This window comes from Brucella sp. TWI559, from assembly GCF_039674265.1.
Classification (GTDB): Bacteria; Pseudomonadota; Alphaproteobacteria; order Rhizobiales; family Rhizobiaceae; genus Brucella; species Brucella chromiisoli.
Map to the genome: position 1 here is coordinate 209,231 of NZ_JBDJNE010000002.1, position 24,868 is coordinate 234,098.

Here is a 24,868-nt window from a genome sequence, read left to right on the forward strand (position 1 = left end):
CGTTAACAAACGGGGATTTCTTCAACAAAGATCATTTTAATGACTTGCAATATGGATCGATTCTCCGTATGTGACCCCCTGTCAGCGGACGCCGTAAGTGAGTTCGTTGAGATTTAGGTACGCGGTCGTAGCTCAGTTGGTTAGAGCGCAGGATTGTGGCTCCTGAGGTCGGTGGTTCGAATCCACCCGTCCGTACCATCTAGTTTTCCCTAAGTGATTGATATTGCTGCATAAAATGCCAATGCAAAAATTGACTATTGTGCTTCGCTCAGTAATTGTGCCACATTTCGCTCCACATTTTGCGCCACGCGCACCCTTGGGGAACGTCTTTAATGTCACGCAAACGCGAAGATAAACGGCCTGACAGGCACCTGCAGCAGCGCAACGGAAATTATTTTTATAAGCGTCGTGTCCCGCGCGAAGTTGCTGCATTCGATACGCGAGGTGAACATATTCGGATATCCCTTAAAACGGATGACCTCGCCACAGCTCGCGCCAAGCGCGACATCTATGAAGCTGCCGACAACGATTACTGGGCGTCGCTTATTCTCGGATTCGACGGCGATAAGGCAAAGCTGCAGTATAGCGCAGCCGTAAAGCGTGCTGAGGCATTTGGGTTCACGTATAAGCCGGCCTCCTTGCTTGCGCGTGAGTCTATCCACGCGCTGGCGGATCGTTTTGAGGCGATCCTGACATCGCGGACCGATAAAAATTCAGTCACAGCCGTTCTCGGAAGTGTCGATCAGCCAACGGCTACGGTCTCGCAAGCTGAGAAAATCTATCTGGATGAGATCGTACCCCACGAGTTGACCGGCAAAAGTGCCGATCAGCGCAAGCGATGGATCGACAAGAAAAAGCGTTCCTTCAAAAATTTCATTGAGGCAATCGGGGACAAGGCGCTCGTTGATATAACTAAGGACGATGCGAACAAATTCTATGGCACGTGGATGGTGCGTATCGCTCCAAAAGAAGGCCGTGGAACGCATTCAGCCTCCAGCGGCAATCGAGACATGGGAAATCTGCGCACGCTCTATTCGTCTTATTTTGCCTATATGGGCGACAAAGAGAGGAAGAACCCGTTTGAGGGGCTGAGTTTCAGCGAGCGCAAAAAGCGCAAGCGCCCACCGTTTCCTGTCTCCTGGATCACCGATAAGATCCTCAAGCCCGGATCGCTGGCCGGTTTGAACGATGAGGCTCGTGGCATTCTTTTGGTTCTGATCGAAACCGGGGCACGTATGGGTGAGATCGCGAATTTGTCAGCAAGCACGATATGCCTCAAGAGCAATATCCCGCACATCAACATCGAGCCGCGTGAAGATCCGGACGATCCGCGTGAGATCAAAACGACTTCGTCAATCAGGTCTGTGCCGTTGATCGGCGTGGCTCTGGAAGCTTTGCAGAAACACCCGAATGGGTTTCCCCGCTACAAGGACAAAGAAACCGTTCTATCAAATACGCTAAACAAGTATTTTCGGGACAATGAGCTGTTCCCGACTGAGAATCACACAATCTATTCGCTACGCCATGCTTTTGAGGATCGGATGAAAAATGCCGGACTGGATCACGAGCTGCGCCGGATATTAATGGGGCATACGATAGACCGCCCTGATTATGGGGAGGGCGGCTCTATGGAGTGGCGTTTGACGGAGATGCAGAAACTGCAGCTCCCGTTTGATCCCGCGATTGTCTGACGCGTTCCCGGATCAGCGACATTTTATCTACTGATTTTCGCCGATCTTCGATCTCCTGTTCCAGTCTTTCGTAGATTGGAAGCAGGTTATCAAATTCGGGGCTGTGATCGACCATTAGTCCACCAAGGAAATTCAGGTAGACCTCAAGCCGTTCAATTGTGACAGGAGGACGCCTAGCCACGTTTCCCTCCTGTGGGTTCGCTTGTTGGAGCGACTGAATTCAGATAGGTGATCTCCCATGTCGGGTGATATCGTTGTCCAGTTTTCAGGCCGTCTAATTTAATCAACAAATATGCGCCGTCCGCACCAATGATTGTTCCAAGCCTCGGCTTGCGTCCGCCTGTGTATTTTACGCGCGCGCCTTCGATCGCCGGTACTCGATAGTGGCTCTGAATATATTCTAAGCTCATGGCGCCACCTCAAGCTGATCGATATTTCGGTTGATGACGTTGAAAGTGTAAGCAGCAACCCATGGGTTAGTCTCCCATGTGTCCGCACCATTGATGTGGTTCCAAAGTTTGAGGAACGGCGTGGTTGCGGAGGTATGGCAAAGGCCCGACAGGTCATAATCAAAGCCACGGATAACGTGACAGGCGTCGCGTATTTTCACCACACCTTCAGCAATAGCATCAACTTCTGTAATGTCTTTTAATCGCTCAACGCGAACGTCGATCACGTCCAATGTAATACGTGAAGCCCAGCGAGGCATGTGGATTGAAGGTCGTAGCCGGGCATGTTTGCTCCAATCAATATTCGGATGACATACGCGCAATTGTTCGATGCTTGCGAGATGCAAATGAACGGATTCGGCGTCAGCAGCATAAACCGCCGATGGATAATCCCCGTCGTCTGTGAGATAGTAAGCCTCTCGCACCCAAAGTCGATCTCCCGCTTGTGCAAGTGGTCGCCACCATTTCGGCCGGCCATCTTTATCGCGCATGTCGGGTCCGAATGCGATTTCCATTCTACCATGATTGAAGCTAACTAAAGGATCAATCCTGCCTGCCGGTTGAGGCTTCACAATGCGGCGGGTCTGCGTCTTGCGGCCTTCAAGAAGCGCACGCACCATTGGCGCGCTGAAAAGAATGGGACGGTCGGTCATTGAATTGCTCCCATTTTAACAAAGTGGGGGGTTCCATCAGGCATGACATCAAACCGATAGGCTATTTCATCGCCCCACCAATAGATGTCGATCTCGTATTCGCCGGGTGATAAAGGGCCGTTAAATTCGACGCTCTGCCGTATGGCGTCCTCAACGCTGTCACCGATAGTTTCGGTTTCAGGCAGATAGAATGTGTTAGCTTTGGCTGGAAAATAGCCCTCAACGTGATTGGTCTTATTCTTGCTGATCCACAGCGGAAATGTGCCGTACTGCTCGTTTGGCCGGAAATGCACGATGTCGCCAATGCTGAGTTTAATCAATAAACGTTCTTGTTCTTCGGTGCCCACTTCAGGAGTGTGGTCATCTTTACCGTTCTTCGGTGTGACGATAAATGAACCATCTTCGCCCTTGTGAATGAAGTCGGTCGGATGACGCAAAGTAGCGGGAATGCATTCATCCATCCATTCTGCGGGTAGCCATGTGGTTTCGTAGCTGGAATTGCTCATGGTGCATCTTCTCCCATGGCTTCTGTGATTGATTTAAGCAGATCAATCCGGATGCCTTCCTTGCGTGAAATCTTGGGCTGGCCATTTCCAATGCGACGCTTGTTTTCGTCCTCGATGCCGTCAATAGCTTCCCATACTTCATAAATTTCAAGGAAGCTGACAAAGTCGTCGCGATCCAGATATTCAGGAAACTCAGTCATCGCCAAAAGCGTTGCTTCCAAAATACCGCCGTCCCAGATGTCGGCGTTATCGCGATAGCCTTCGGCTTGCATGAGGATGGCGAGCGCTTTGATGAGGGCTTCCCGTGGGCGGGTTTCGACCAGCTTGCGGAACATACGGGCAGCATAGATTTGGCCTGGCTTTCTGTCCTTGCTGGAAGGTGTTGAAAGCATCAGCCGGCAGCCGCCTTCTTTGGCGATAGCGTCGCATTCGACAGCCCACGGTTCGCCAGCCGCAAGAGCTGCTTTCAATAGATTTAGCGCGGTAACTTTTGTGATGTTACCATTCACGGCTGCGAAGCTTGCCGCTTGTTCCACTGGCGACATCTGCACGATCTGGCATGGCACTGATTTGTAGCCACGTATTGCTGCAGCATGCGCTCTGTGCTGGCCGTCAATAATAGCAAACAAGCCACCTTCTACCGGTGCGCAAAGAACAGGTGAGAAACGTGACCACCTGAAACTATCTGCGATCTGTCGAATATTTTTCCAGTTGTGGGACGAAAGAGGGCGCTGATAATCATCATCAATGACAAGCTGTTCAATTTCCACCCATTGAAGCATTGGCGCAGGTCCAGCTTCTGCAGGTGCCATTTCTGCTTTGGTAAAAACGACTTTGCGAAGATTGCTCATATCAACCCCACGATCTGTGCACCCAAAGTGGCTGCTACGCACACGCTGGCTATGAGCGAGGCGATTGCGATCAGGTGATCATGTTTGCGACTGTGCGATTTGAAGGCGGAGGGCAGGTTGAAACCGCTATCAACTACAGTTTTTAAATCGATGTCGTCATGCATGGCGCGATGCTCCTGCGCTCAAATGATCGGAAAGGTTGTGATTTATGGGGAGGTTGCACGCTGCTGACAGTGCGGCGCTAGACTTCGTCGCTGACCGACGATTGTAATGGCGGTGCCGATTCGTTTTCGCGTCTGAACCGGCACCTATCGCCCTCTCATGAGAACAGCACGAAAGGACAATGAGAATGTCTGTCGATGTAAAAAGAAGCCTTGGGCCACGCCAACCGGCTCCAGCCCCATCAAACCAGGGCGGTGTCGGTGCCGGAGTTGGTCCACGCCAACCGGCACCAAGGCCAAGTGCCCCTAAACCCGGAAAGTAACTGCCAATATGAACTTCGAGAATGTCCGCTTTAACGTATTGCGCAACGCGCTTTACCACACGGCCATGCGCCGCCATTTTGAGAAATGGAATCGATGGTTTAATTTTCTTGTGGTATTGCTCGGTGCAGCGTCTATCGCGGATGCACTCGTAAAATGGAATATTCCGCCATACGTTGTCGGAATAGCCGTCGCGGGGATTGGTGCGGCACAGCTGGCGTTCAATTTTGGGGGTAACGCCAGCCTGCATCAGCAATTGCAGCGGGATTATTACAACTTGCTGGCCGACATGGATGTAGCACTTCAGCCGTCCGACGAGGACTTGGCAAAGTGGTACTCGGCCATGATCCGCATAACCGGCGATGAGCCGCCCACGATGCGCACGGTAGATGCGAAAGCCTACAATGACGCCCTCAATGCTACCGAAGGTGAACGTGACGAACGGCTTTACATTCCTTTGTGGCGCTGGCTTGTCGAGTTTTGGTTCTCTTCCGAGGGCTACACTTTTAGCAAGCTGAGTGAACGTAAGCAAAAAATCGAAGACAGAAAAGCGCAATGGAAACAGATTTGGAAGCGTTGAATTAGCGGTCATTGCGTCGCCTCCTCCATAAATGTGAGGGTAGGTCGCTTCGTAAGAATGGTATTTGGTTGACCCTCAAGGGCGTCTGCAAGAGCTGCAACAGCTTCCAGTGGTGCTGGATCCCATATTTCAATCTGGGCATCGCTTGAGCGGTCGCCGTCAACAATGCCGTGCAAAGCTGCACGATCCGCTTCATTCAGGTTTCGCCATTTCTGGATATCGTAAGCGCCGAACATGATGCCGCGTGATGATCCACGTTGGGTCGTTCCAACTGAAAAGCCGTGCTGTTCAAGCAGTTGTTCTGCGCGGCGGACGGCAGCAAAGTCGCCCTGATCCGTCAGTCTTGCCATGAAAATAATGTTTGACATTGGTCTCTCCGCTTAACCCCGGAGAACCAGCTGCGCTTTCTACTCAAAACCCGATCCAGCGCAGCCGGTTTCAGGCGGGGTAGGGAGAGAAATACCGCGATAAAAATACCGCGTCAATAAAAAATAAGATAAAAATACCGCATTATTTAAAACGTATAAACATCAGATAGTTACGCACGCGACTCGGATGTTTGGTGATTTAAGTTAACCATTAGTAAATTATGTTCTTGAAATGTTCCCATCGATTAAAGCATCCTGACATCTCGACAGGGTGCGGGGTGTGAGTGTCATGAAAGAAGAATTACCGATCGAGTGGAGGGTGATGACGCCGATTGAGCAGAAAGAATTTATTGATCTTTTAAGGCGCGTCGGGATCGCAGGAGCGCGAGAATTACTTGACGATCTTCGTCAGAAGCATCTTTCCAAAGAGCTATGAAGTCCTTGTCTTCTTCAGATAAATGCAGGTTTTCTGGGGATTCGACATCTTCCGGTCCTTCTCCCGTCAACAGCCATGATTCGGTTGTCTGTAATGTATGGGCAAGCTTCGATAGATTTATCCCTCGCGGGGATTCGGATTTTCCAGAGATTATATTTCTGATAAATGCGTCACTTAGGCCAGCCTCAAGCGAGGCTTTCCTCATTGATAGATCTAGTTTTTTAAGCCGCAATTGTACGCGCTGAGCTATGTTGGTCATCATGTGGGGTAATTTAACCTCACTATTGCAAAACGATTAGCGATATAAATACCGTTGACAGTGCGGTAAAAATATCTCATCTGTTGCGCATGTTGAAATTGTTGCTTCTAAAATTATCCGACCGTTACGCTGCAGCGAGAGGCTTGAGCATTTCGCGTGTGTCAACGCTTGTGTTCGCAGATGGTAAGGTGCTTACCCGCATTTCAAATGGCGGTGATCTTACAACTGGGCGATTTGAAGCGGCAATAAGTTGGTTTTCCGATAACTGGCCGACAGGTGTCGACTGGCCCTCTGAAATTGTTCGCCCATCTCATGTATCCCATTCGCCCGATTATCCCCCATCGGGTGAGGCGGGGGCGCAGTCTATGGGCATTGGCTGCGCCCCTGCATCCGTTTCCGGGGAGGGCGCGTGATGAGTGGAGGCGCATTATCTTACCTCCTAGTCTTTGCATCTCTGGCAATTGTCGCCTGTTCTATAATGCTGGTTATTTTGTGTTTGTCGATGCATCGTATGCTTCGGTTTCTGGATGTTGTCAGGTCTATGGTCAGCCACAATTTGGCGATTGTGGAGCTTATTGATTCCAGATTATCGGGTCCGGTGCCGGATGGAGCGCGGCCCGATTGTGCAAGGCCGGGCCATTTTATATACAGTAATGTCTCGCCTGAGCAGCCGCTTGGAGGTGTTTGCTGTGCTGCAAGAAAAATCCATTTAACCGTTAAGGTTTCATCCTCTTCAGTAACCGAAGAGGGAGCAATATGAGACAATCTTGCTACTTTAACGCCAGATATTCGGATATTATGCGCATAAAGGCGCTCGTCCCAACGGTTGGTTATGCTGATTTGCGTGGCAAGCCAGCCGTTATCATCTGGTTTCTCGCATATTTTCCATTCCGCATAAGTCGATTCAGCTCGCGCACGGTTTTTCCGGTCCTTCCATGCCCACGCAAACGCGATGAGGCCAGATATGGGAAGCAGGAAGGTAGCTGGGGATTTCGGCCAAGCGGCTGCTGTTTGCGTTGCGACCACAAACGAAGCCCACCCGGCCTGAGTCCACGAAACAAGCTCTTCTACCATGGTGCTTATTCTCCAGTTTTTTCACAGTTACATGAGGTCATGCACCATGGTGGATGGCAAGCGCGTCGCTCCTTCCGGCTGCGGCGTGCTTGTCGCTTTGTGTCACCTTCTTCTGCATTGATGCCTCCATAATCAGAACGGTTTGAAACTCTCAAATTTTTGACCTTCCCGCCACGGGAAACGACGCCGGGTTTTCCCGGCGCGGGAAAGCTTTTGTCTTGAGGACTGCACGATATGGCTGACAACGAACCTCGTGAATTTACCGAACGCTGGCGTATGCGCGTTTTAGCTGCCCAGACCGACCTTATCGACGCTTATGGTGGTAGCCGCCGCGTGGTTGACAAGTTCGCTATATCAAAGAGCCAGGTCGGGCGTTGGTATGGCGGTGTCGATCGTGACACTATGCCGACGCCGGTTGTCATGGCACTTGAAGGTTATGTTGGTCGCCCGATCGTAACCGGCATTATGGTCGAGTTTCTGGGATTGGATATTGGCGGTACGGCTGCGGGTAACTCTGTTGAGGCTTGCCTGTCTGCACTCAATGCCGATCTTGTCGAACTGGCCGGAAACATGATGGTCGAAACCGTCCGGGCCAAGGCTGATGGGGTGATAACGCCATCGGAAGCGCAGCAGCTACGCAAACTCTCCCGTCAGATTGCAAAAATTCACGCTGATATCGATGGGCGGCTTGCCGGGGTGGAGGCGCGCGAGTTTTCAGGCCTGCGCATGGTGTCGGAATGAAGACTTCGCAGGTTCTCAAGTACATCACGTGGTCAAATGGCCGGTGGGTGATGCGCTGGCGTCACCCTATCAGCCGATTTGGCAATGATCGGTCACGCCGTATCGTCGAGCACTTCTCTCACAAGCCCGAAAAAGTTGATCGTATCGCCCGACTCGTCATCGAGGCGGGTTCGACTTTGCGCTCAGGAAAGGCAGTTGAGCATGTCTGATTATGATCCATGGAGCGCAAAGCCTGTCGAGAAGCCAAAGGCAAAAGCAAAGGCGAAAGCAAAAGCTGATGAGCCGACCGTTAGCATCAGCATTCCGGGTGGGCCGAGTACGCCCGAAATTCCTTTGAGTGATTTTACAACTGCAGCGGAAGACATCGCCGGTCACATACGGGGTCCGAAGAAATCGAAGGTCGGTAAAGCCGAAGAAGTTTCTTCCAATGTGATTGCTGTCGGACAGCTGCGCGCGTTTATCGAGCGCATTGAGCGCCTTGAGGACGAAAAGAAGACGGTCGCTGACGACATTAAGGAAGTTTACGGCGAACTGAAAGGTTCCGGCTTCGACAGCAAGACCGTCCGAACAATCATTCGCCTGCGCAAAAAAGAAGACCATGAGCGCCATGAAGAGGAAGCAATGCTTCAACTCTACATGGATGCTCTTGGCATGTCGTGAGGCTTTCCGATGAAAAATTTCATCCTGAAACACGACTTCTTTTTCGCAGTTCTTCTCGCTGTGGTCAGTCTTCTGGCAGCGGCTTCCCCCTTTTTCATTGTCGTCTGGCTCGCGGAGGTTCGCTGATATGGACACGTCAACCTTTAAAGTTCCTGTTCGTTTGAATGCCAAAGCCTATGCCAGTCTTTCGGCTATGGCTGAGCGCAAGGGTTACAAGCCAAGTGCATTTGCGCAGATGCTTTTTGATGCAGCATTTGCCGCGCGTGTCGGTCAGGAACGCGGCGCTCCGGCACCGGATCGCGAATTGGATTTACATGTTCGCGTTGCGACCGCTCTTGCTGATGGCGTTGGGGCTGCGACCTTGGAAAGAGCCATTCTTCTGCTGGAAGGACATCGGGCCAAAGCAGCTGCGCCTGCGCGAAAGGCGAGGAAAAGAGAGGGGCAGGCATGAGTTACCCTGCGCACCCGCTTGCCGATATGTTCCCCATGATCCCGGAGGCGGATCGGAAGTTGCTCGCTGATGACATTGCCACGTTCGGGCTGCGTGAGCCGATTATTCTTCTTGAGGGCATGGTGCTGGATGGCCGCAACCGTCAGTGGGCCTGCGGCTTCGCAGCGGTTGAGCCGATTTATGAACATTATTCCGGCGATGATCCGCTCAATTTTGTTTTGTCGAAAAATCTGCATCGTCGCCACTTGACGGAAAGTCAGCGCGCGTTGATCGCGGCGAAAATTGTCGATTGGGAACGGGGTATCAATCAGACGACTGCCGGGCCTGCAAATTTACAGACCCGCCGTGCCGCTGAAAAGCTGTCCATTTCGGAACGTGCCGTTTATTCGGCCAAGCGTATCTATGAAAAGGGCGCGCCGGAGCTACTTGATGCCATCCGCGCAGGCAAGGTGACGATTCACACTGGTGAGGCGGTTTCTGAATTGCAACATTCGGAACAGGCCAAAGTTGTTCGTGAAGAGAAGAAAGCGATTGTCGCCAAGGCCAAGGAAATCCGCGCCGACCAGCAAAAGGTAAAGCATGCGGTTCGCATGACAACCATGGGCATGATTGCAGACCGGGGAACGGCCACGGCACCGGCAGAGCTGGGGCGTGTCTATCCGGTCTACTATTTTGACGCGCCGTGGCAGTTCGGCGTTCATTCGGAAGTGACAGGCCGCGAAAAGAGCGCGGAAAATCATTATCCGACGATGCCCACAGATGACATTGTTGCTCTTATGTCGCGGCTGATTGGTGGCGCCAATCCAGCGGTGTGTTTTGCGTGGGCGACCAATCCGATGCTGCCGGATGCGCTGCGGGTGCTGGATGCCTGCGGTTTCACTTATGTTCATCATTGGATCTGGGACAAGGAAGTCGCCGGAACCGGATATTGGGGGCGTGACCGGCATGAGCTGTTGCTGATCGGTCGGCGCGGCGATGTTGCGGCACCTTTGCGCGGTACACAGCCGGAAACAGTCCATCGCGAGCGCAAGGGCAAACACTCGGTCAAGCCTGCATTTTTCGCGGAACAAATCGAGCGGCTTTATCCCGATCTGCCGAAACTTGAATTGTTTTGCCGCAATCCGCGCCCCGGCTGGGATGCCTGGGGATTTGAAGCTGCGGGGAGGGCTGGGGAATGAAGCCTCTTCGCGTGTTTATTGCATGTGAATTTTCTGGAACGGTCAGAAACGCATTTTTGGATCGCGGTCATGACGCATGGTCATGCGATCTTTTACCTGCTGAAGACAAAACAAACCGTCATATAGTAGGCGATGCTCGTGATTACCTTGATGACGGATGGGATTTGCTCATAGTTGCCCATCCGCCATGCACGCGATTGTGCAATTCCGGTGTGCGTTGGCCGACAAAGCCGCCACGCGGCAAGACCATCGAGCATATCTGGCGGGAATTGGATGAGGCGGCAGATCTGTTTTCTGCTTTCTGGAATGCGCCTATCCATCGTATTTGCGTGGAAAACCCTGTCATGCACAAGCATGCCAAGTCGCGCATTCGAAATTATACGCCGCATGCTCAAAGTGTCCAGCCATGGCAGTTCGGTCACGGCGAGGTTAAAAGAACGTGCTTCTGGCTTAATAACCTGCCACCACTGGCGGCGACCAGCATTGTCGATGGCCGTGTAGCTCGCGTCCACAGAATGCCACCAGGTCCCGACAGATGGCGGGAAAGAAGCCGCTTTTTCTCTGGAATCGCTGACGCCATGGCCGATCAGTGGGGTCGTTTGCCCGCTGCCGATTTTATGGAGGCGGCTCAATGACCGACACTATGCTGCCTATCCTTCGGGCAATGCATGACGCCGGGACCGACGCTGAACGGGCTGCAATCCTTCTGACATGCCCGATTTTAATCATGTTGAAGTATCGGCATGTGCTGGAAGCGTCATGCGCGCGGCACGGTTTCGACGCTGGCAGTGAATATCTCACCTGCTTTTACGCAGCTATGCATGAAACACGCTATCGCGGTTTGATCAAAGGTGCTGCGCTGAAACATGCGCAAGGCCACTTATTGCTGCTTTGTGATGCGGTGTTGTCATGAGCGCTGATGCAATCAAACTGCGCCGCATAAGATCAAAGATCGCATCGCTTGAGGGCGCGCAATGGTTTCGCTCAGCCGATGAGCGCGGCGAGTTTGTCGAAGCGAAAACCCGCAACGGCGAGCTTAATGAGATTGCGCGGTTTCATCCCGGCACATTGCAAGAAGAAATCGACTTCGTTGTCAGCGCACCCGAAATGGTTTCGTTTCTGCTTCGTCTTGTTGATCGCGCTATCAAGTCTGCGCGCAACAATCAGGAGCCGCAACAGCAACAGACGCGGCGACAACACAAGCGCGAAAAAGACTTCGCGGCGGAAGCAGCCATGAAGTGCGATGACGCTGTTTTTAGGGCGTTTCTCGAAGAGCGGCACGGTCTTGAGCGGCCTTTGACACCGGATCGCGCGGCGCAACGGCTGCGCTCGATCCTCAATATCAAAACCAGAAAAGAATTGAATGAAAGCAGCGCTGCAGCTGAACGCTGGCAGGATTTCCGCGCTGCTTTTGAAGTATGGAAGAGGGTGGGGTGATGAAGGAAGAGGCTACCATTCGCCGTGGTGCGCGAAATGCGCGATATGCGGCGATACCTAATCACGTATTTGAAGAAACGCGTCTTTCTATGGAGGCGCGTTGGCTTCTTGGTTATCTTTTGTCAAAGCCTGATAACTGGACGGTGGTGCTGCGCGACATCATTAACAAAGGCAATTGCGGTCGCGACAAGGCGCGCCGCATGATCGCTGAGTTAGTCGAGCTTGGCTACGCACAGAAAGAACAGGCGCGTGACGGTGGACGCTTTAGTGTCCTGTCACTGGTTATCTATGATGAGCCGTTTGCAAACCAAGTTGCTGAAAGTGTTGCATCTTTACCGCAGACTGAAAATCCGTCAACGGTAAATCCGTCAACGGATAAACCGGCGCCGGTAAATCACCCCCTAGTAATAACTGATAATCTAGAAAAAACTGATCATAGATCTGAGAGAGGCGCGAGCGCAAATGATCGGGAAGATCGAAAGAAAATAGAGAAGGCTTATTGGAGGTTGGTTCGGTCTTGGCCAAAGCTTGATGGAACGCCGCAGGCAAAGTGGTTCGATTCTTGGCTGGCTCTGACCCCCGAAGAGCGAATCCAGGCAGTGGAAAAACGCGATGCTTGGGTTGAACTGCTGCGTGCGAACGGTCGTGATCACATCCATGTGCCGGGGACATACTTCGAAAACAAGCTTTGGGAACAGGTTCCAGATGCACCGGCAGAGTCCGCTGATCAACCCGCGCGCCTTGAAGCTAAACCCTTCGGGAAACTGTTTGGTATCGACGTTTATCGTAATTTCCTGACAGTTTCTCCGGGTCCAATCTCAGGACCGACAGCTTTCGAGCGTGCTCAAATCCAGCACGGAGAGCGGACCGAGAATGAAATATTTCGAGAAAAATTGGTGAAACAGGGTTGGGCCTCGGTTGAGGCTATGTTCGAGCGTGCAGCTACTGGTCGCTCTATCGCTGTGTCAGGAAAGCTGCAAGCGCTTAGCGACCAAATGGAATCCGTGGCTGTCGGTAGTGATCGTTGGCTTGAGTGGCAGGCATACCACGCTGAGCGCGGATGGCGTTGGTACCCTTCACCTGACTGGCTCAAATGGGTCTATTTTCCGGTCGGTGGCCCAGATGGTCTGAAAGAATTCGAAACAGCTTTGAGGGGATTGGGTGAAAATGATGGCAATTGATCCATGTCAGATCGATACCGCAATAGCATCTTCACCTACAGCTGAGCAGTGCAGAGCGATTGATAAGGTGATTGCAGAGCGCCGTCGCATTGAGTGGTTGAGGGCGTCCGCCGCGAATCGTGTGAGCGATGATTCTCCTTGGTTGGTGCTCAATGTGATGACTGGGCGTGAACTTTCCGTTCGTGATGAACTAATCGCGTCAAATATTGAAGTGATTGTCCCCATGAAAATGGGGCCAAAAATTCGCAGGCAGCGTCGTGAAATACCGGCAAAACAGCAGCCCGTGATGAATGGCTATGTGCTTGTTCGTTGCGCCATAGCGAATGAATGTATTGCTGGCTTATTGAGCTTTGATGGTGTGATTTCTGTACTGGGTGGCTACGAAGCGCCGTTTCTTGTGAATGCGGAAAAAGTCATTCTTTTCAAGGTGAAGGCTGAAGGTGGTAAATATGATTATGAACATTTTCACCGTAAGTTTATTGGCGTCAAATGGGTTCGGATAGCTGATGGACCATTCGCTGGAAGCCGTGCCGAATTGATCTCTGGTGGCGCGAAGGGCAATGGTCTGGTGATTGTTGAACTTGCCGTTATGGGTAGGCCAGTCGCGATGACTTTGCCTATTGCATTCCTTGAACCATTATGAGTTTAATCCGATCACTGGATGATCCGGTTTAGATAGTGATCCTCGATACACGGTAAAACGTGGGGACAAGTTCCTGAGGTGGCCGCGCTCGGACCCCGCCCTGACAGTCTCAATTGTGAGACACCGATTCAGGGCCAGAGCGTGAGCTATGTCTTAAATTCATCAACGAAGCTGAGCGCCTTTGAGGCGCTCTTTCATTAGATGCTTTCTGCATGCTTGATGATGCGAGCAATCTGTGTCGGATCTTCAATGCCGCTGTCATAGATGCGGTATATGCGCTTTGCGAGTTCTTGCACTTCGGCTTCTGTTTGTGTGGTTCGTCCCAGTAGCGCGCAAGTTTCGTGATATGCTGTTTGCAAGGCTTTAAGCTGGTCGGGGTTATAGGTTCCAATAAATTGGTCGGAACGAAACGGCATACTTATCTTTCGTTTTAATGGCACCGGCTCACTGATTATAATTCAGGGTTGTGCGAGTGGATATGGATTTCGCGCATCTTTCTCAAACACGCTAATTATGAGCTGCATCGGTACGAAATGCTCCCGCTGTATGGCAGAAGAATGGCGGATTTGTTCGCGATCCCGTGCGTTTTATCGCATTGAACCTTGATCAAATGTAGTTGGCAATTTTCTCAGCAAAGTTTGGTTAATCAAAGGGGCGGTTGAAAATGCTATGAATCTGGATGTCTCAACCGGTCTTGATGGATCATCGGCTGCATATCTGAACTTTGATACGAAAGGCTTTGATGCGCTGCTGACTTCGCTTGAGCGCGACGTGATGCCAAAAGCTGCTGTCGCGGCACTTAATCACGTTGCAGCCGTTGGACGGCTTCAGGTGCAGGAAGAAATGGAGCTTAAGCTTGATCGGGTAACACCTTTTGCGAAAAAGGGTATTATCTACGAAAAGGCAAACAAAGATCGCCTGTCCGCCATGGTTATGATTTCCGGGCGATCATGGGCGGCAAAAAACGCTACGCCGCCTGCAAATTTTCTGACACCGCAATTCTTTGGCGGGCAGCGCAATCTGAAGTCTTTCGAGCGCCAACTGCAATCGGCTGGTTATCTCAAGGCTGGCGAGTATGCTGTTCCTGCTAGGGAAACGCCGCTCGATCAATACGGCAACGTTAAGGTGGCCCTGATCGTCCGCATCCTTGCTGATCTGAGAGTTACACCAAGAACCGAGGGGTATAACCGCAAGCGCAGTGAGGCTTCGACAAAACGCAACCGGAACTATCGCTTCGCTCGTTTCTTTGTCGCGGATCGCAATTCACACCTCCACCCTGGAATTTGGCAGCGTGACCCTCGTGATAACAGCATCAAGGCGGTGTTTTTGTTTGTTCGCATGCGTCCTTACGCAAAACGTATCGACTTTTTCGGGGTCGTGAAGGAAGTTGCCGAGAAGAAATTCGGCCAGTTCATGGCGGAAGAGATCGGGAAGCGGATGAAGCGCTGATCGATCGGATTTCGGTTTGCCCCTCAAAATGTTTCGGGTCCTTCCTCGCCGGGGCTGACTGCGGGTATTTCGCACCGCTGCATTGGGTCAGTCTGAGCCGGAAAACAAAGCCTAAACTCAAGGCTAAACAACTAAAGTCAAACACTAAAGTTGGAACATTGAGCGCGGGATCAAGCGCCGCCGCTGCTTTATCCCGAGGTTGACAGATGACAGCAACGCAATCGTTGCCCACGATGACGAAGGGCGAGTTTGCCCGATTGATCAATGTCACGCCGGGCCGTGTCTCTCAATACATTGCATCGGGGCAGATTGGTCCTGATGCGCTTGATGGGACAGGCCGTAGCGCGCGGATTATTGTCGATAAGGCGCGCCGTCACCTGAGTGGCCGTCTGGATGTAGCGCAACGGGTCGGGCTTAACGGCATTGGCACGCGGGTTGCATCTTCGGAGGAAGCGAAGCCGGAACTTGATCTTTCGAGTGCGCCGACAGTTACGGTGCCGCGTACAGACGCGGTGGCCGACCAGATCGCCCTGGAAAAACTTGAACAAGCCAAAATGCAGACTGCGCGGGCACGCCGCGAGGAAGCACTTGCAGAGGGCCGGTACATTTTCGCAGACGATGCAAAAGCAGAAATCACCCGCGCTGTTGCGATGGCTTACCGGGTGATGGAGGGCGGACTAGCGGACATGGCGACATATCTGGCTGGGAAGTTTGAAGTGCCGCAACGCGATATTCTGCATCACCTGCAGAAGTCCTTTCGTGATGTCCGTGCTCGCGCCGCTCAAGGCTTTCGTGAAGCTGCCGAGAATGAGCCAGACCATATATCTGATGATGTCGCTGAAAAAGCCGATGAGGATGAAGAATGACACTTCTCTGCAATCCGCGCCGCTTGACGTTTCAGGTGCTGATGCAGGAAACCGAGCCGCCACCGCCTGTCGATTATCTAAAATGGGCGAAAGCAAACATCGTCTTTTCGGATCGTATCACGCAGTTTCCGGGGCCGTATAACGAAGCGCTGTTTCCGTTCTTCTCGGAAATTCTTAGAGCGCTCTCGCCTGAAGATGCTTGTCGTATGGTGACAATTTCAAAGTCGGCGCAGGTTGGCGGTACTGTTCTGGCGAACATCTTCACGCTTGGCACCATGGACATGGACCCGTGCGATTTCTTGTATGTGCATCCGACTGAGGAAAACGCCTCACGTTGGTCCAAGCAAAAGTTAATGCCATTGTTGCGGGAAACCACGGCACTGGCGGCGCTCTTCCCCGAAAAAAGCAGGGATGGCAGCAACTCGATCCATTACAAGGAACGCGCAGACGGTCGCGGGGCTATTCAGGCCGCGGGGGCAAATTCGCCTTCAGGCCTTTCGATGATTTCGCCGCGCAAACAGGTTCAGGACGATCTATCGAAATGGCAGAATAATGAGGCGGGCGACCCGGAAAGTCAGGCAGAAAGCCGTTCAAAGGCATTCATTGCGGCGAAGATTCTTAAAATCTCCACGCCGCTGATTGCTCCCGGCTGTCGGATTTCGAGCAATTTTGAGCAGGGTACGCAGGAACGCTATCATGTTCCTTGTCCGCATTGTTCTCATCTGCATGCTCTCGAATGGGAGAACATGCGCGATCATATCGATGCCGAGCACCCTGAGAAGGCCGGTTTCTTCTGTCCCAAGTGCGGCGGCGAAATCCGCGAGCATCACCGGTCTTGGATGGTTGATCCTGCGAATGGTGCAAAGTGGGTGGCCAAATACCCGGAACGGGCGCGCTATCATCGTTCGTTTCATATCTGGGTGGCTTACTCGCCGCTGGAAAGCTGGGAGGCGTTAGCACGAGCGCATCTCAATGTGCAGCGTGGCGGCCCAGATGATAAGGGCAAGAAATCGGGTGCCGAACAGGTGTTCTTCAATGACTGGCTGGGCCAGCCATTTGAAACCGATGGTGAGGCGATTGGCTGGGAATTGCTACGAGATCGTGCAGAGCTTGGCCAAGTCATTCGCGGTGTTATCCCGCCACGTGCATTGATCCTGACCATCGGCATCGATGTGCAGGGTGACCGCGTTGAATGGCAGCTTCTGGGGCATGGCAAGAACCGCTATCGTGTTGTGATTGATCGCGGCAGCTTCGATGACACTGCTGGCAGATCCCTGCCGGGATATGTCGCTCACTCTGGTCATATTTCAGAGCCACAGGTGCAGCATGCGCTGTCAAAGCTCGTTCAGCGTGAATGGCCCGATACATGGGGCAACAAACGCCGCGCTGACCTGACTGCTATCGACGGCAACGCTTACACTGAGGATGTCTGGGAATGGGCGCGTAAGCATCCGATTACGGATGTCATCATGGTGCGCGGTGATAACCGTGAAACCGCTCCGATGTTGGCGCAGGTGAAGAAGGAAAAGGACAAGCGCGGCAAGCCGCTTCGCTATCAGCGCCGTTTCTTCAACTTCAATGCTTCGGTGATGAAGGCTTCGCTTTATCGATCCTATAAAAAGGAAGATCCAGAACAGACCGGATATATCGAGTTTGCCAAGGGCCTAGGCGATGATTTCTTTCAGCAGGCCACGTCAGAGAGGCGTGTTCAACGCAAAAGCCGTGCAGGCCATCCCTACTATGAATGGGAACTGCCATCAGGCGTGCGTAACGAAGCGCTTGATATGATCAATCAGGCGCAGGCCGCAGCCCTTCGTCTCGGTATCAATTACTGGACCGAGGAAGAATGGGATGCTCTCGCAGAGCGCCTCGCGAGTGAACCGCCACCTGCGCAGCTCGATCTTGAAGAGATAATGTTTAAGTCGGCGCCGCATTTGTCGCCACCATCAAAGCCCGAACCTCAGAAAAACAATCCGCTAGTAGCGGCAGCAATTGCCAAAGCGCGGGCGCGAGCCTCCCGCCGAGGCTGACAGGAGAAGTCATGGCCAGTCGTGAGATTATTCAGCAGCGTCTCACCGAGGCACAGAATGCGTTGCATAAATTGCTGACAGGCGCTGCAACAGTACAGCTGAGTTATCAGGGCGAAAGCATCACTTATACCACCGCGGATGAGGGAAGGCTGCGCAGCTACATTAAGCAGCTCGAAGCCCAGCTTGGCATTGCTCCGGCTCGCACGCGGGCGCGAAGGGTGGTGTTCGGATGAGCGAAACTGTCATTCTGGACGGCTTCGGCAATCCTCTGCCAACTGCTGTTCGCACAGCGGCACGCAGACGTTATGCAATGAGTGCGGCCTATAGTGCAGCTGGTAACGATCATTCCTCAATGGCCGGTTGGCGGCCCGGAACTTATTCCGGGCAGTCTGCGCTTGGTGTTAACCGCGATGTCGTTGTTGACCGTATTAATGATGCGGTTCGTAACAGCGGCTGGGCCTCCGCAGGTGTAACGCGTCTTGTTGATAATGTGGTCGGCTCAGGCTGGCGCTTATCGTCTAAGCCGAATGCCCGCACACTCAATCTCACCGAAGACGAAGCCGACGAGATCGCCGATCAGATTGAGGCTCTCTGGTCGGATGTGGCGACGGATCCGAGCAACTGGTTTGATGCCGAACGCACTAAGTCGGTTTCCGGCATCCTTGGGCTGGCAGCGCGCCATCGCTTTACCGATGGTGAGGCCTTTGCGGTGTTGCCTTATCGTATGGGCGGAAACGGTTATGGTACATGCGTGCATGTGATCGACCCGGCGCGTTTGTCGAATCCAATGGGGAAAATGGACTCTGAGACGCTGCGCGATGGCGTTGAACTCGACGAATATGGTGCGCCGATTGCCTATAATGTTCGCAAAGCACATCCTGGCGACGTGTTTGGTCGTATGCGCGACACCTTCATCTGGGAGCGGATTGAGCGCGAAGATGAATTTGGCAGGCCGCTTGCAGTTCATTCCTTTGAAGCAACACGCGCAGGCATGACACGCGGGGCCTCGCGTTGGGCACCGATCTTGCAGCAATTGAAACAGGTATCGGATTATAACGATTATGAATTGCAGGCTGCATCGCTCAATGCGGTGATGGCAGCTTTCATCAAAACGCCTTTCGATATGGACCAGTTGGCGGATTCTCTGGGTGCTTCCGATATCGGCAAGTCGGTTAATGCATTGGGTGCTGCGCAGGCAGCGGCTTATGCCGTTGACCCTATCCGGCTTAAGGGGGCGCAGATCAATTTCCTCAATCCCGGTGAGGATGTGGTTTTTACAAAGTCTGAACATCCGAATGCTGCATTTGAAGTTTTTGTGAATGCTGGACTTCGCAACATCGCATCCTGTGTTGGTCTGACCTATGAGCAGCTCACCATGGACTGGTCGAAGGTCAATTATTCCAGTGCGCGTGCAGCGCTTCTGGAAATCTGGCGTGGACTTTCGTCTGAGAAATCGAGCTTCGCTCATTCGTTCATGCAGCCGATTTACTGGGCTTGGCTTGAAGAGGTGTTCGATCAGGGCCGCATTCGTCTGCCAGCGCGCGCAGCTTCATTTGAAGCAAATCCGGCTGGCTGGGTGCGCGCTGCATGGATTGGCAGTGGTCGTGGTTGGGTTGATCCTGAGAAGGAAGCGAAAGCCGCTGCCATCCGCCTGGCAACGGGTCTGACCACGCAGGAATCAGAGTCTGCCGAACAGGGGCGCGACTGGAAGGAAGATACAATCCAGCGTGCGCGTGAGCTTCGGTTTGCCCGTAAGCATGGTGTCACGCCAGGTGAAGCGGCAAGTGCCGGTGTCGTGTCGCGCTTCGTCAATGAGCCGGCCAAGCCGGGCGAAGGCGATGAGGAAGAACAAAAATGATGCCATATGCAATGCCAGAAGTTGCGGCGCGTCTCTTCAATACACCTTTGATGCTGCATGAGGGGAAGGCTAACATCATCGCGCGGGCTTTTGGTCCGCGTGTTCTCGGAAATGAGGTGAACGTTCGCGCTTCCCCTGAAATGGGTGTCCTTACTCAGGACATGCGCGAGTTGCGTGACGGTTGGACCGGAGAGAGAATATACAATGGTCCCAAGATGTTGGGGCCTATTGCTGTCATTGAGGTTGAAGGCTCACTCGTTAATAAGGGTGCATGGGTGGGGAAGTCTTCGGGTGTCACTTCCTATGAAGGGCTGAACATCCAGATTGCCGATTGTATTGAGCGCGATGACATTAAAGCTGCTGTCTTTGAAATCGATAGTTTCGGCGGTGAAGTTGATGGCTGTTTTAATTGCGCTGAGGATTTGTATCTTCTGTCTCAGAAAAAGCCGACGATTGCCATTCTGACCGATCATGCCTGTTCTGCAGCCTATTTGATCGCCTCTGCCTGCCGTCAGATTATTATCCCTGCCACGGGTTATGCCGGTTCAATCGGCGTAATCTCGATGCATGTTGATGCATCTGAATGGGCCAAGAAACAAGGGCTTGGTGTTACGATCCTGCGAGCCGGTGAGCGAAAAGCACGTCCGGGTATGTTCGAAGCTATGTCCGATGAAGAATACGATACCGCAATTGAGGATCTCGAATCCATGCGCGTGTTGTTTGCCGAAACCGTTGCACGTTATCGCGGCGGTCGCATTTCTCTTGATGCCGCTCTCGCAACCGAGGCGGATACGTTTCGAGGCCAGAAGGCCGTTGATCTTGGCATTGTCGATGCTGTTGCACGGCCAAAAGATGCCTTCAACGCTTTTCTGGCAGCGATAGGCGCGTAAGCGCAACGCCTGACCCACACTCACAATTTAAATAAGGAATAGAGCCGATGTCGCTTACACGCGCTATCCGGGCTGCCGTTGGTGGCCGCTCCATGAAGTCACGTCTTGAGGAAGATAAACCCGAGGAACTCGAAGACGACGAACGTCCAGAAGAGGCCGAGGATGACGAAAATAAAGAGCCGTCGGCAGAAGGTCATGACGATCAAAAGCCTGAAGCCGAAGAGGATGAACCTGTCGCCGATGAAAATAAGGATGAAGGCGAATATGCACGCGGTCGCCGTGCTGAGCGTCAGCGTATGTCTTCGATCCTTGGTTGCGCTCAGGCTGATGGCAATCCATCACTTGCTGCACATTTGGCGTTCAATACCAATATGAGCGCCAAGAATGCGATCGCAGCTCTGAAGGCTTCCGGCCCTGCAGCATCTTCGCAGCCTTCCTTGTCATCGCGCATGAATGGCCGCGTTCCAGCCCTTGGCAATGGCGGCGTAGCTTCACAGCCAAAGTCAGCGGATGCGAAGCTCGTTGCGTTCGCCAAGAACCGTGCGGCAGCACGCAAGGCATAAGCCTGCAAGCCTTTTTCATTTTCAATCGTTTATAGGGAGTGCTGCAAATGCAGACCCAAGATTATACGCCGGGCGATCTGCTCGTTGGCGATTATCCCGTTGCTGTGCGCACCGTTACAATTGGCGCAGGGCAGGTTCTCAAACGCGGTGCCGTGCTGGGTGATGCCGCGGGCACATTTATTCTGTCTGCATCTGCCGCAAGCGATGGCTCCGAGGTGCCGTCTGTTGTTCTCGCGGTTGATGTCGACACGGCAGCCGGTCCGGTGCAGACCCGGATTTATGCCTCTGGCGGTTTTGACGGTGCAAAGCTCATCCTGGGGGAAGGCCATACCGTTGATAGTGTTGAGAGAGCATTCCGCGAAGCATCGGCACCGCTGTTCATCCACAAACTCGCTTAACCGCAGTCAGTCACCCTTCGCGTTTCAAACGCAATATTCAAGGAATTTCCAGAATGGAAAACTATCTTTTCAGCACGATTGCGCTGGCGGCGGTTATTGAATCACGCGACCGTCCAACCGCATGGATCCGCGATACATTCTTCCCGAACGGCTTTCAGTCGGATTCGGAAGAAATTGCATTCGACAAGCTGAAGCGGCGCCGCAACGTCGCACCATTTGTTTCACCTTTGGTGCCTGGTCGTGAGCGCGCTATTCGTGGCCGACAGACCACGACCTTCAAGCCAGCCTATGTGAAGCCAAAAAACACCATTCGCCCAGGTGAAGGCTTCCGCCGCCGTCCCGGTGAGCGTATTGGCGGTGAGATGAGCACAGAAGATCGCTACCTCCAGACTGTCACCGATACGCTTTTTGATCAGGATGATGAAATCACCCGCCGCGAAGAGATCATGGCAGCTGAAGCTCTGAAACTTGGCAAGATTACTGTCAGCGGCGAAGATTATGAAACGCAGGTAGTTGATTATGCCCGTAAAGCGGAATTGACAGTTGCGCTGACTGGTGCTGCTCGCTGGGGTGAAAACGGCGTGAAGGTTCGCACCTCCATTCGTGACTGGGGCACACGGGTTGCCAAGGCTTCTGGCGGTTCCGCAACAGAAGTCGTTCTTGGTGCAGAAGCTGCTGAATTGCTTCAGACCGATGAGGAAATGCGCCAGCTGCTTGATAACCGTCGTCAGGCTGACGGTATCATGCAGCTGGGTCCCGTTGCCGCTGGAAGTGAAGACATGGTTGCGGTTTATCTCGGCTCGGTCGGTCAGTTTAATTATTGGCAGTACACACAGCTGTTTCAGGATGATGCCGGTAACGACATTGAAGTCTGGCCAAGTTTCGGCGTTGGCGTGATCTCGCCTTCGCAGTTGCAGGGCTTCATGGCACACGGCGCGATACAGGATGTTGGCGCGCGCCTTTCGCCGCTCTCACGATTTGCCAAAATGTGGGAACAGCAGGATCCATCCGCAACCATGCTCATGACCCAGAGCGCACCGCTGCCGGTTCCCGGCGATGCGAATGCGTCCCTCTTCGCCATGGTTCGTTAATCGAATCGGCTCAAACGGAGAATTAATTCCATGGCTAAGAAAACCATTACGCAGGCTTATGGCGCGACACTCGTTGTTGGGGGCAAAGATATTGCTCCCGGCACGCCGGTGCCGCTTCCTGAAGATGAGGCAGACCGGATCGGTGCGTTGTTTGGTATTGTTCCGGCAGTCAATGAGGCCGTGAAACCATCGCGCTCGCAGCAAGCTACAACACCGGCTCCTTCAAAGCTTGATTTGCTGGCAAAAGCAGTTGAACAAGCACAGCAGACCTTTGACAAAGCGAAAGCCGCATTGGAAGACCAGAAGGCTGGCGATGATGAGTTGAGGGTATTCGAGGCGGCGGAAGCTACTCTCAATGAAGCTGAAAAAGCGCTTCAGGAGGCGCAGGGCTGATGTCTCGGCCTGCTGTTTTTGCCGGTATGGGAGGCGCATTTGTTGCCTCCCTTGGCAATGTCAATATCGAGTTGACGATCGGTGGTGAAGTGCGCGAACCGCTGCGGGGTATTTTTCGCCGGGTTCGTGACACTGACCTGCTCGATCTTGAGGGCGTGGCTGCGGAAGGCATTCACTATTCTCTCGCCCTCAAGGGTGATGGCATTGATGCGGTGCGGCAGGGTGACACCATAAAAATCCTTGCCAGTGATGACGGCAAGAATGTCGGTGACGTGTTCGAGATTGCCAGTCATGTTGATGACGGGCGCGCCATGAAACGCTTTCTTTTACGGGATTATTGATCATGCACCTGCGCTATCAGATCCTTGAAAAGATCAAGGCCGATCTGACGCCTGTTGTTACGGGAAAAGGTGGCAAAGTCTCTCTCATGCGCGCGAATGCGATCGAGCAGGAGGATATGCCATTTTTTACAGTCATTCATACAGGTGAAACATCCACGCCGGATGGCGTTATCTACGATGATGTAACCGGTCAGGAGCTTGTCCGTATTAACCGTCGATTGATGGTCAATGTGATCATCTACTTCAAGGGCCGCTCCAATCCGCAACGTGAATTTGACGACCTGGCAGCACTGGTTGAAACGGCGTTACCGCCTTCGCATCTCGGTGATCTGGTCATCGACATTCTGCCGACCGCGTCAGAAATGTTCATTGATCCGCAGACAGCGCAAAGTCTCGGTTCTGGCCGCGTGATTTTTGAGGTGAGTTACCGCACCTTCGCTGGCATCCCAGATCGGGCTGCCTGACAATCCACTATAATTTCAGGAGAACAGGCCATGGCTCAGCACATGGGGCGTGAACTCGTCATCAAGCGGATGATGGAAGCCAATCAGGAGTTTGTTTCGGTTTGTGTTTCCGAAGCGCGCTCAATTGAAATCAATAATGAGGAAATCGACATCACCAAGCCTGATTGTGCCGATCCCGGCAGCAAGCTGGTGCGCTCGCTGATGTATGGTATGCAAAGCATTGCAGTACAGCTTGACGGTGCTTTCGTCGGCAATTCCGCGCAAAAAGCTATGACAGCAGATGCCGTTAATCAGATCGTCACCGAATATCAGATCGTGGTTCCCGGTGTCGGAACGTTCGAGGCTGACTTCCTTGTCTCGATGACCTTCTCAGGTGACAAGACAGGTGAGTTGCAGGCGCAGGGCCGTATGGCCGCGTCGGGCGTCATTGGTTTCACGGCGGCTGCATAATATGGATCCGATTTTTAATCCCGCACGCGGTGAAGCACCTTGCCAGATCGGCAAAACGAAACTTGTCATCGTCGTTGAGTTTGGTCGTCTGGCGCAACTTGCTCAGCTGGCCGACTGTGATGACATGCAGACGCTCTATAAGCGTCTCATAGGTTTTCATCCGAAAACCGTTATGGCAGCCATCCGTGTGCTGACCATTCACCCAGATGGTGAGGAAGAGGCCCGCAAGCTGGCCCATCAAGCCATGCAGCAATTGAGCGGTGCAGATGAGCCAGCGTTTCGCGATGCTATCACCAAGGCACTTGCTGGTCATATTGCTGAGGGTCGCAAAAGCCGTGGCGAAGAAAATCCTATCGCTGACCTTGACCGCGCATTTGACAAGCTCGATCCGGGAAACGCCCCAGGCCCTTCAGTGTAACTGATCGAATTCAGCAT

The 24,868-nt window shown here is 52.9% G+C and carries 35 protein-coding genes, 1 tRNA gene and 1 pseudogene; 29 read left to right on the forward strand and 8 right to left on the reverse strand.

Features of this window, described 5'->3' with window-relative positions:
- Positions 1-121 precede the first annotated feature (121 nt).
- Together ABE530_RS05030 and ABE530_RS05035 are read left to right on the forward strand one after the other, a co-directional pair.
- Positions 122-198 (forward strand) — tRNA-His (locus ABE530_RS05030).
- A 134-nt stretch (positions 199-332) separates the two neighbouring features.
- A complete protein-coding gene (locus ABE530_RS05035; protein WP_499693800.1) occupies positions 333-1,691 on the forward strand; it encodes a DUF6538 domain-containing protein in 1,359 nt (452 codons plus the stop codon).
- Positions 1,692-2,097: 406 nt separating this feature from the next.
- On the opposite strand, the gene ABE530_RS05040 is transcribed toward ABE530_RS05035, so the two are convergent.
- The 4 genes from ABE530_RS05040 to ABE530_RS05055 are packed head-to-tail and all read right to left on the reverse strand — an operon-like array spanning position 2,098 to position 4,314.
- On the reverse strand, positions 2,098-2,793 hold the full coding sequence (locus ABE530_RS05040; RefSeq protein WP_499693801.1) for a hypothetical protein: 696 nt from the start codon (positions 2,791-2,793) through the stop codon (positions 2,098-2,100).
- Complete coding sequence (locus ABE530_RS05045) at positions 2,790-3,299, reverse strand: hypothetical protein (RefSeq protein WP_499693802.1); 510 nt, start codon at positions 3,297-3,299, stop codon at positions 2,790-2,792. The genes ABE530_RS05040 and ABE530_RS05045 overlap by 4 nt, the downstream gene beginning before the upstream one ends.
- Positions 3,296-4,150, reverse strand: a complete 855-nt coding sequence (locus tag ABE530_RS05050) for a ParB N-terminal domain-containing protein (protein ID WP_499693803.1) — start codon at positions 4,148-4,150, stop codon at positions 3,296-3,298. The genes ABE530_RS05045 and ABE530_RS05050 overlap by 4 nt, the downstream gene beginning before the upstream one ends.
- On the reverse strand, positions 4,147-4,314 hold the full coding sequence (locus tag ABE530_RS05055; RefSeq protein ID WP_499693804.1) for a hypothetical protein: 168 nt from the start codon (positions 4,312-4,314) through the stop codon (positions 4,147-4,149). The genes ABE530_RS05050 and ABE530_RS05055 overlap by 4 nt, the downstream gene beginning before the upstream one ends.
- A gap of 328 nt (positions 4,315-4,642) precedes the next feature.
- Here ABE530_RS05055 and ABE530_RS05060 point away from each other — a divergent pair, with 328 nt between their 5' ends.
- Positions 4,643-5,212, forward strand: coding sequence for a hypothetical protein (locus ABE530_RS05060; RefSeq protein WP_499693805.1), 570 nt, complete (start codon positions 4,643-4,645; stop codon positions 5,210-5,212).
- 8 nt (positions 5,213-5,220) lie between these two features.
- On the opposite strand, the gene ABE530_RS05065 is transcribed toward ABE530_RS05060, so the two are convergent.
- Positions 5,221-5,580 (reverse strand): hypothetical protein, encoded by a 360-nt coding sequence (locus ABE530_RS05065; protein ID WP_499693806.1) that lies wholly within the window; start codon positions 5,578-5,580, stop codon positions 5,221-5,223.
- 289 nt (positions 5,581-5,869) lie between these two features.
- Here ABE530_RS05065 and ABE530_RS05070 point away from each other — a divergent pair, with 289 nt between their 5' ends.
- Positions 5,870-6,016 (forward strand): hypothetical protein, encoded by a 147-nt coding sequence (locus ABE530_RS05070; protein ID WP_499693912.1) that lies wholly within the window; start codon positions 5,870-5,872, stop codon positions 6,014-6,016.
- 82 nt (positions 6,017-6,098) lie between these two features.
- Here the strand turns inward: ABE530_RS05070 and ABE530_RS05075 are convergent.
- Positions 6,099-6,278, reverse strand: a pseudogene (locus tag ABE530_RS05075) (helix-turn-helix domain-containing protein); the annotation flags it as partial.
- Positions 6,279-6,418: 140 nt separating this feature from the next.
- Here ABE530_RS05075 and ABE530_RS05080 point away from each other — a divergent pair.
- A complete protein-coding gene (locus tag ABE530_RS05080) occupies positions 6,419-6,688 on the forward strand; it encodes a hypothetical protein (protein ID WP_499693807.1) in 270 nt (89 codons plus the stop codon).
- 19 nt (positions 6,689-6,707) lie between these two features.
- On the opposite strand, the gene ABE530_RS05085 is transcribed toward ABE530_RS05080, so the two are convergent.
- Positions 6,708-7,349, reverse strand: a complete 642-nt coding sequence (locus ABE530_RS05085; protein ID WP_499693808.1) for a hypothetical protein — start codon at positions 7,347-7,349, stop codon at positions 6,708-6,710.
- 234 nt (positions 7,350-7,583) lie between these two features.
- Here ABE530_RS05085 and ABE530_RS05090 point away from each other — a divergent pair, with 234 nt between their 5' ends.
- The 10 genes from ABE530_RS05090 to nusG all read left to right on the forward strand — a co-directional run bounded on the left by ABE530_RS05090 (position 7,584) and on the right by nusG (position 13,640).
- The gene (locus tag ABE530_RS05090; RefSeq protein ID WP_499693809.1) at positions 7,584-8,090 is read left to right on the forward strand and encodes a hypothetical protein; all 507 of its coding nucleotides are present in this window, start codon (positions 7,584-7,586) and stop codon (positions 8,088-8,090) included.
- A complete protein-coding gene (locus ABE530_RS05095; protein ID WP_499693810.1) occupies positions 8,087-8,299 on the forward strand; it encodes a hypothetical protein in 213 nt (70 codons plus the stop codon). Before ABE530_RS05090 ends, ABE530_RS05095 begins: the two co-directional genes overlap by 4 nt.
- Before the next feature lie 220 nt (positions 8,300-8,519).
- A complete protein-coding gene (locus ABE530_RS05100; protein ID WP_499693910.1) occupies positions 8,520-8,750 on the forward strand; it encodes a DUF2312 domain-containing protein in 231 nt (76 codons plus the stop codon).
- Positions 8,751-8,877: 127 nt separating this feature from the next.
- The gene (locus ABE530_RS05105; RefSeq protein ID WP_499693811.1) at positions 8,878-9,201 is read left to right on the forward strand and encodes a hypothetical protein; all 324 of its coding nucleotides are present in this window, start codon (positions 8,878-8,880) and stop codon (positions 9,199-9,201) included.
- Positions 9,198-10,379: an MT-A70 family methyltransferase gene (locus ABE530_RS05110; protein ID WP_499693812.1), complete on the forward strand. Its 1,182-nt coding sequence runs from the start codon at positions 9,198-9,200 to the stop codon at positions 10,377-10,379. Before ABE530_RS05105 ends, ABE530_RS05110 begins: the two co-directional genes overlap by 4 nt.
- Complete coding sequence (locus ABE530_RS05115) at positions 10,376-11,014, forward strand: hypothetical protein (protein ID WP_499693813.1); 639 nt, start codon at positions 10,376-10,378, stop codon at positions 11,012-11,014. Before ABE530_RS05110 ends, ABE530_RS05115 begins: the two co-directional genes overlap by 4 nt.
- The gene (locus ABE530_RS05120) at positions 11,011-11,292 is read left to right on the forward strand and encodes a hypothetical protein (RefSeq protein WP_499693814.1); all 282 of its coding nucleotides are present in this window, start codon (positions 11,011-11,013) and stop codon (positions 11,290-11,292) included. The genes ABE530_RS05115 and ABE530_RS05120 overlap by 4 nt, the downstream gene beginning before the upstream one ends.
- Positions 11,289-11,816: a hypothetical protein gene (locus ABE530_RS05125; protein ID WP_499693815.1), complete on the forward strand. Its 528-nt coding sequence runs from the start codon at positions 11,289-11,291 to the stop codon at positions 11,814-11,816. Before ABE530_RS05120 ends, ABE530_RS05125 begins: the two co-directional genes overlap by 4 nt.
- The gene (locus ABE530_RS05130; protein ID WP_499693816.1) at positions 11,816-12,997 is read left to right on the forward strand and encodes a helix-turn-helix domain-containing protein; all 1,182 of its coding nucleotides are present in this window, start codon (positions 11,816-11,818) and stop codon (positions 12,995-12,997) included. The genes ABE530_RS05125 and ABE530_RS05130 overlap by 1 nt, the downstream gene beginning before the upstream one ends.
- Positions 12,984-13,640, forward strand: a complete 657-nt coding sequence (gene nusG, locus ABE530_RS05135; RefSeq protein WP_499693817.1) for a transcription termination/antitermination protein NusG — start codon at positions 12,984-12,986, stop codon at positions 13,638-13,640. The genes ABE530_RS05130 and nusG overlap by 14 nt, the downstream gene beginning before the upstream one ends.
- A gap of 197 nt (positions 13,641-13,837) precedes the next feature.
- On the opposite strand, the gene ABE530_RS05140 is transcribed toward nusG, so the two are convergent.
- Complete coding sequence (locus ABE530_RS05140; protein WP_499693818.1) at positions 13,838-14,056, reverse strand: hypothetical protein; 219 nt, start codon at positions 14,054-14,056, stop codon at positions 13,838-13,840.
- A gap of 253 nt (positions 14,057-14,309) precedes the next feature.
- Here ABE530_RS05140 and ABE530_RS05145 point away from each other — a divergent pair, with 253 nt between their 5' ends.
- The 14 genes from ABE530_RS05145 to ABE530_RS05210 all read left to right on the forward strand — a co-directional run bounded on the left by ABE530_RS05145 (position 14,310) and on the right by ABE530_RS05210 (position 24,851).
- Positions 14,310-15,089: a hypothetical protein gene (locus ABE530_RS05145; RefSeq protein ID WP_499693819.1), complete on the forward strand. Its 780-nt coding sequence runs from the start codon at positions 14,310-14,312 to the stop codon at positions 15,087-15,089.
- 206 nt (positions 15,090-15,295) lie between these two features.
- Complete coding sequence (locus ABE530_RS05150) at positions 15,296-15,955, forward strand: hypothetical protein (RefSeq protein WP_499693820.1); 660 nt, start codon at positions 15,296-15,298, stop codon at positions 15,953-15,955.
- Positions 15,952-17,985, forward strand: a complete 2,034-nt coding sequence (locus tag ABE530_RS05155; RefSeq protein ID WP_499693821.1) for a phage terminase large subunit family protein — start codon at positions 15,952-15,954, stop codon at positions 17,983-17,985. The genes ABE530_RS05150 and ABE530_RS05155 overlap by 4 nt, the downstream gene beginning before the upstream one ends.
- Before the next feature lie 11 nt (positions 17,986-17,996).
- Positions 17,997-18,218: a gpW family head-tail joining protein gene (gene gpW / locus ABE530_RS05160; protein WP_499693822.1), complete on the forward strand. Its 222-nt coding sequence runs from the start codon at positions 17,997-17,999 to the stop codon at positions 18,216-18,218.
- Positions 18,215-19,843, forward strand: coding sequence for a phage portal protein (locus ABE530_RS05165; protein ID WP_499693823.1), 1,629 nt, complete (start codon positions 18,215-18,217; stop codon positions 19,841-19,843). Before gpW ends, ABE530_RS05165 begins: the two co-directional genes overlap by 4 nt.
- A complete protein-coding gene (locus ABE530_RS05170; RefSeq protein ID WP_499693824.1) occupies positions 19,840-20,733 on the forward strand; it encodes a S49 family peptidase in 894 nt (297 codons plus the stop codon). The genes ABE530_RS05165 and ABE530_RS05170 overlap by 4 nt, the downstream gene beginning before the upstream one ends.
- Positions 20,734-20,780: 47 nt before the next feature.
- Entirely contained in the window at positions 20,781-21,296 is a 516-nt protein-coding gene (locus tag ABE530_RS05175) for a hypothetical protein (RefSeq protein ID WP_499693825.1), read from the forward strand.
- 47 nt (positions 21,297-21,343) lie between these two features.
- Complete coding sequence (locus ABE530_RS05180; protein WP_499693826.1) at positions 21,344-21,694, forward strand: head decoration protein; 351 nt, start codon at positions 21,344-21,346, stop codon at positions 21,692-21,694.
- 53 nt (positions 21,695-21,747) lie between these two features.
- Positions 21,748-22,785, forward strand: a complete 1,038-nt coding sequence (locus tag ABE530_RS05185) for a major capsid protein (protein WP_499693827.1) — start codon at positions 21,748-21,750, stop codon at positions 22,783-22,785.
- Positions 22,786-22,815: 30 nt separating this feature from the next.
- Entirely contained in the window at positions 22,816-23,178 is a 363-nt protein-coding gene (locus ABE530_RS05190; protein ID WP_499693828.1) for a hypothetical protein, read from the forward strand.
- Positions 23,178-23,519 carry a hypothetical protein gene (locus tag ABE530_RS05195; protein ID WP_499693829.1) on the forward strand — a complete coding sequence of 114 codons (342 nt, stop codon included), beginning with the start codon at positions 23,178-23,180 and terminating at the stop codon, positions 23,517-23,519. Before ABE530_RS05190 ends, ABE530_RS05195 begins: the two co-directional genes overlap by 1 nt.
- 2 nt (positions 23,520-23,521) lie before the next feature.
- Positions 23,522-23,983, forward strand: a complete 462-nt coding sequence (locus tag ABE530_RS05200; protein ID WP_499693830.1) for a hypothetical protein — start codon at positions 23,522-23,524, stop codon at positions 23,981-23,983.
- 30 nt (positions 23,984-24,013) lie between these two features.
- Complete coding sequence (locus ABE530_RS05205) at positions 24,014-24,433, forward strand: phage tail tube protein (protein ID WP_499693831.1); 420 nt, start codon at positions 24,014-24,016, stop codon at positions 24,431-24,433.
- Position 24,434: 1 nt separating this feature from the next.
- Complete coding sequence (locus ABE530_RS05210) at positions 24,435-24,851, forward strand: hypothetical protein (RefSeq protein WP_499693832.1); 417 nt, start codon at positions 24,435-24,437, stop codon at positions 24,849-24,851.
- Positions 24,852-24,868 lie beyond the last annotated feature (17 nt).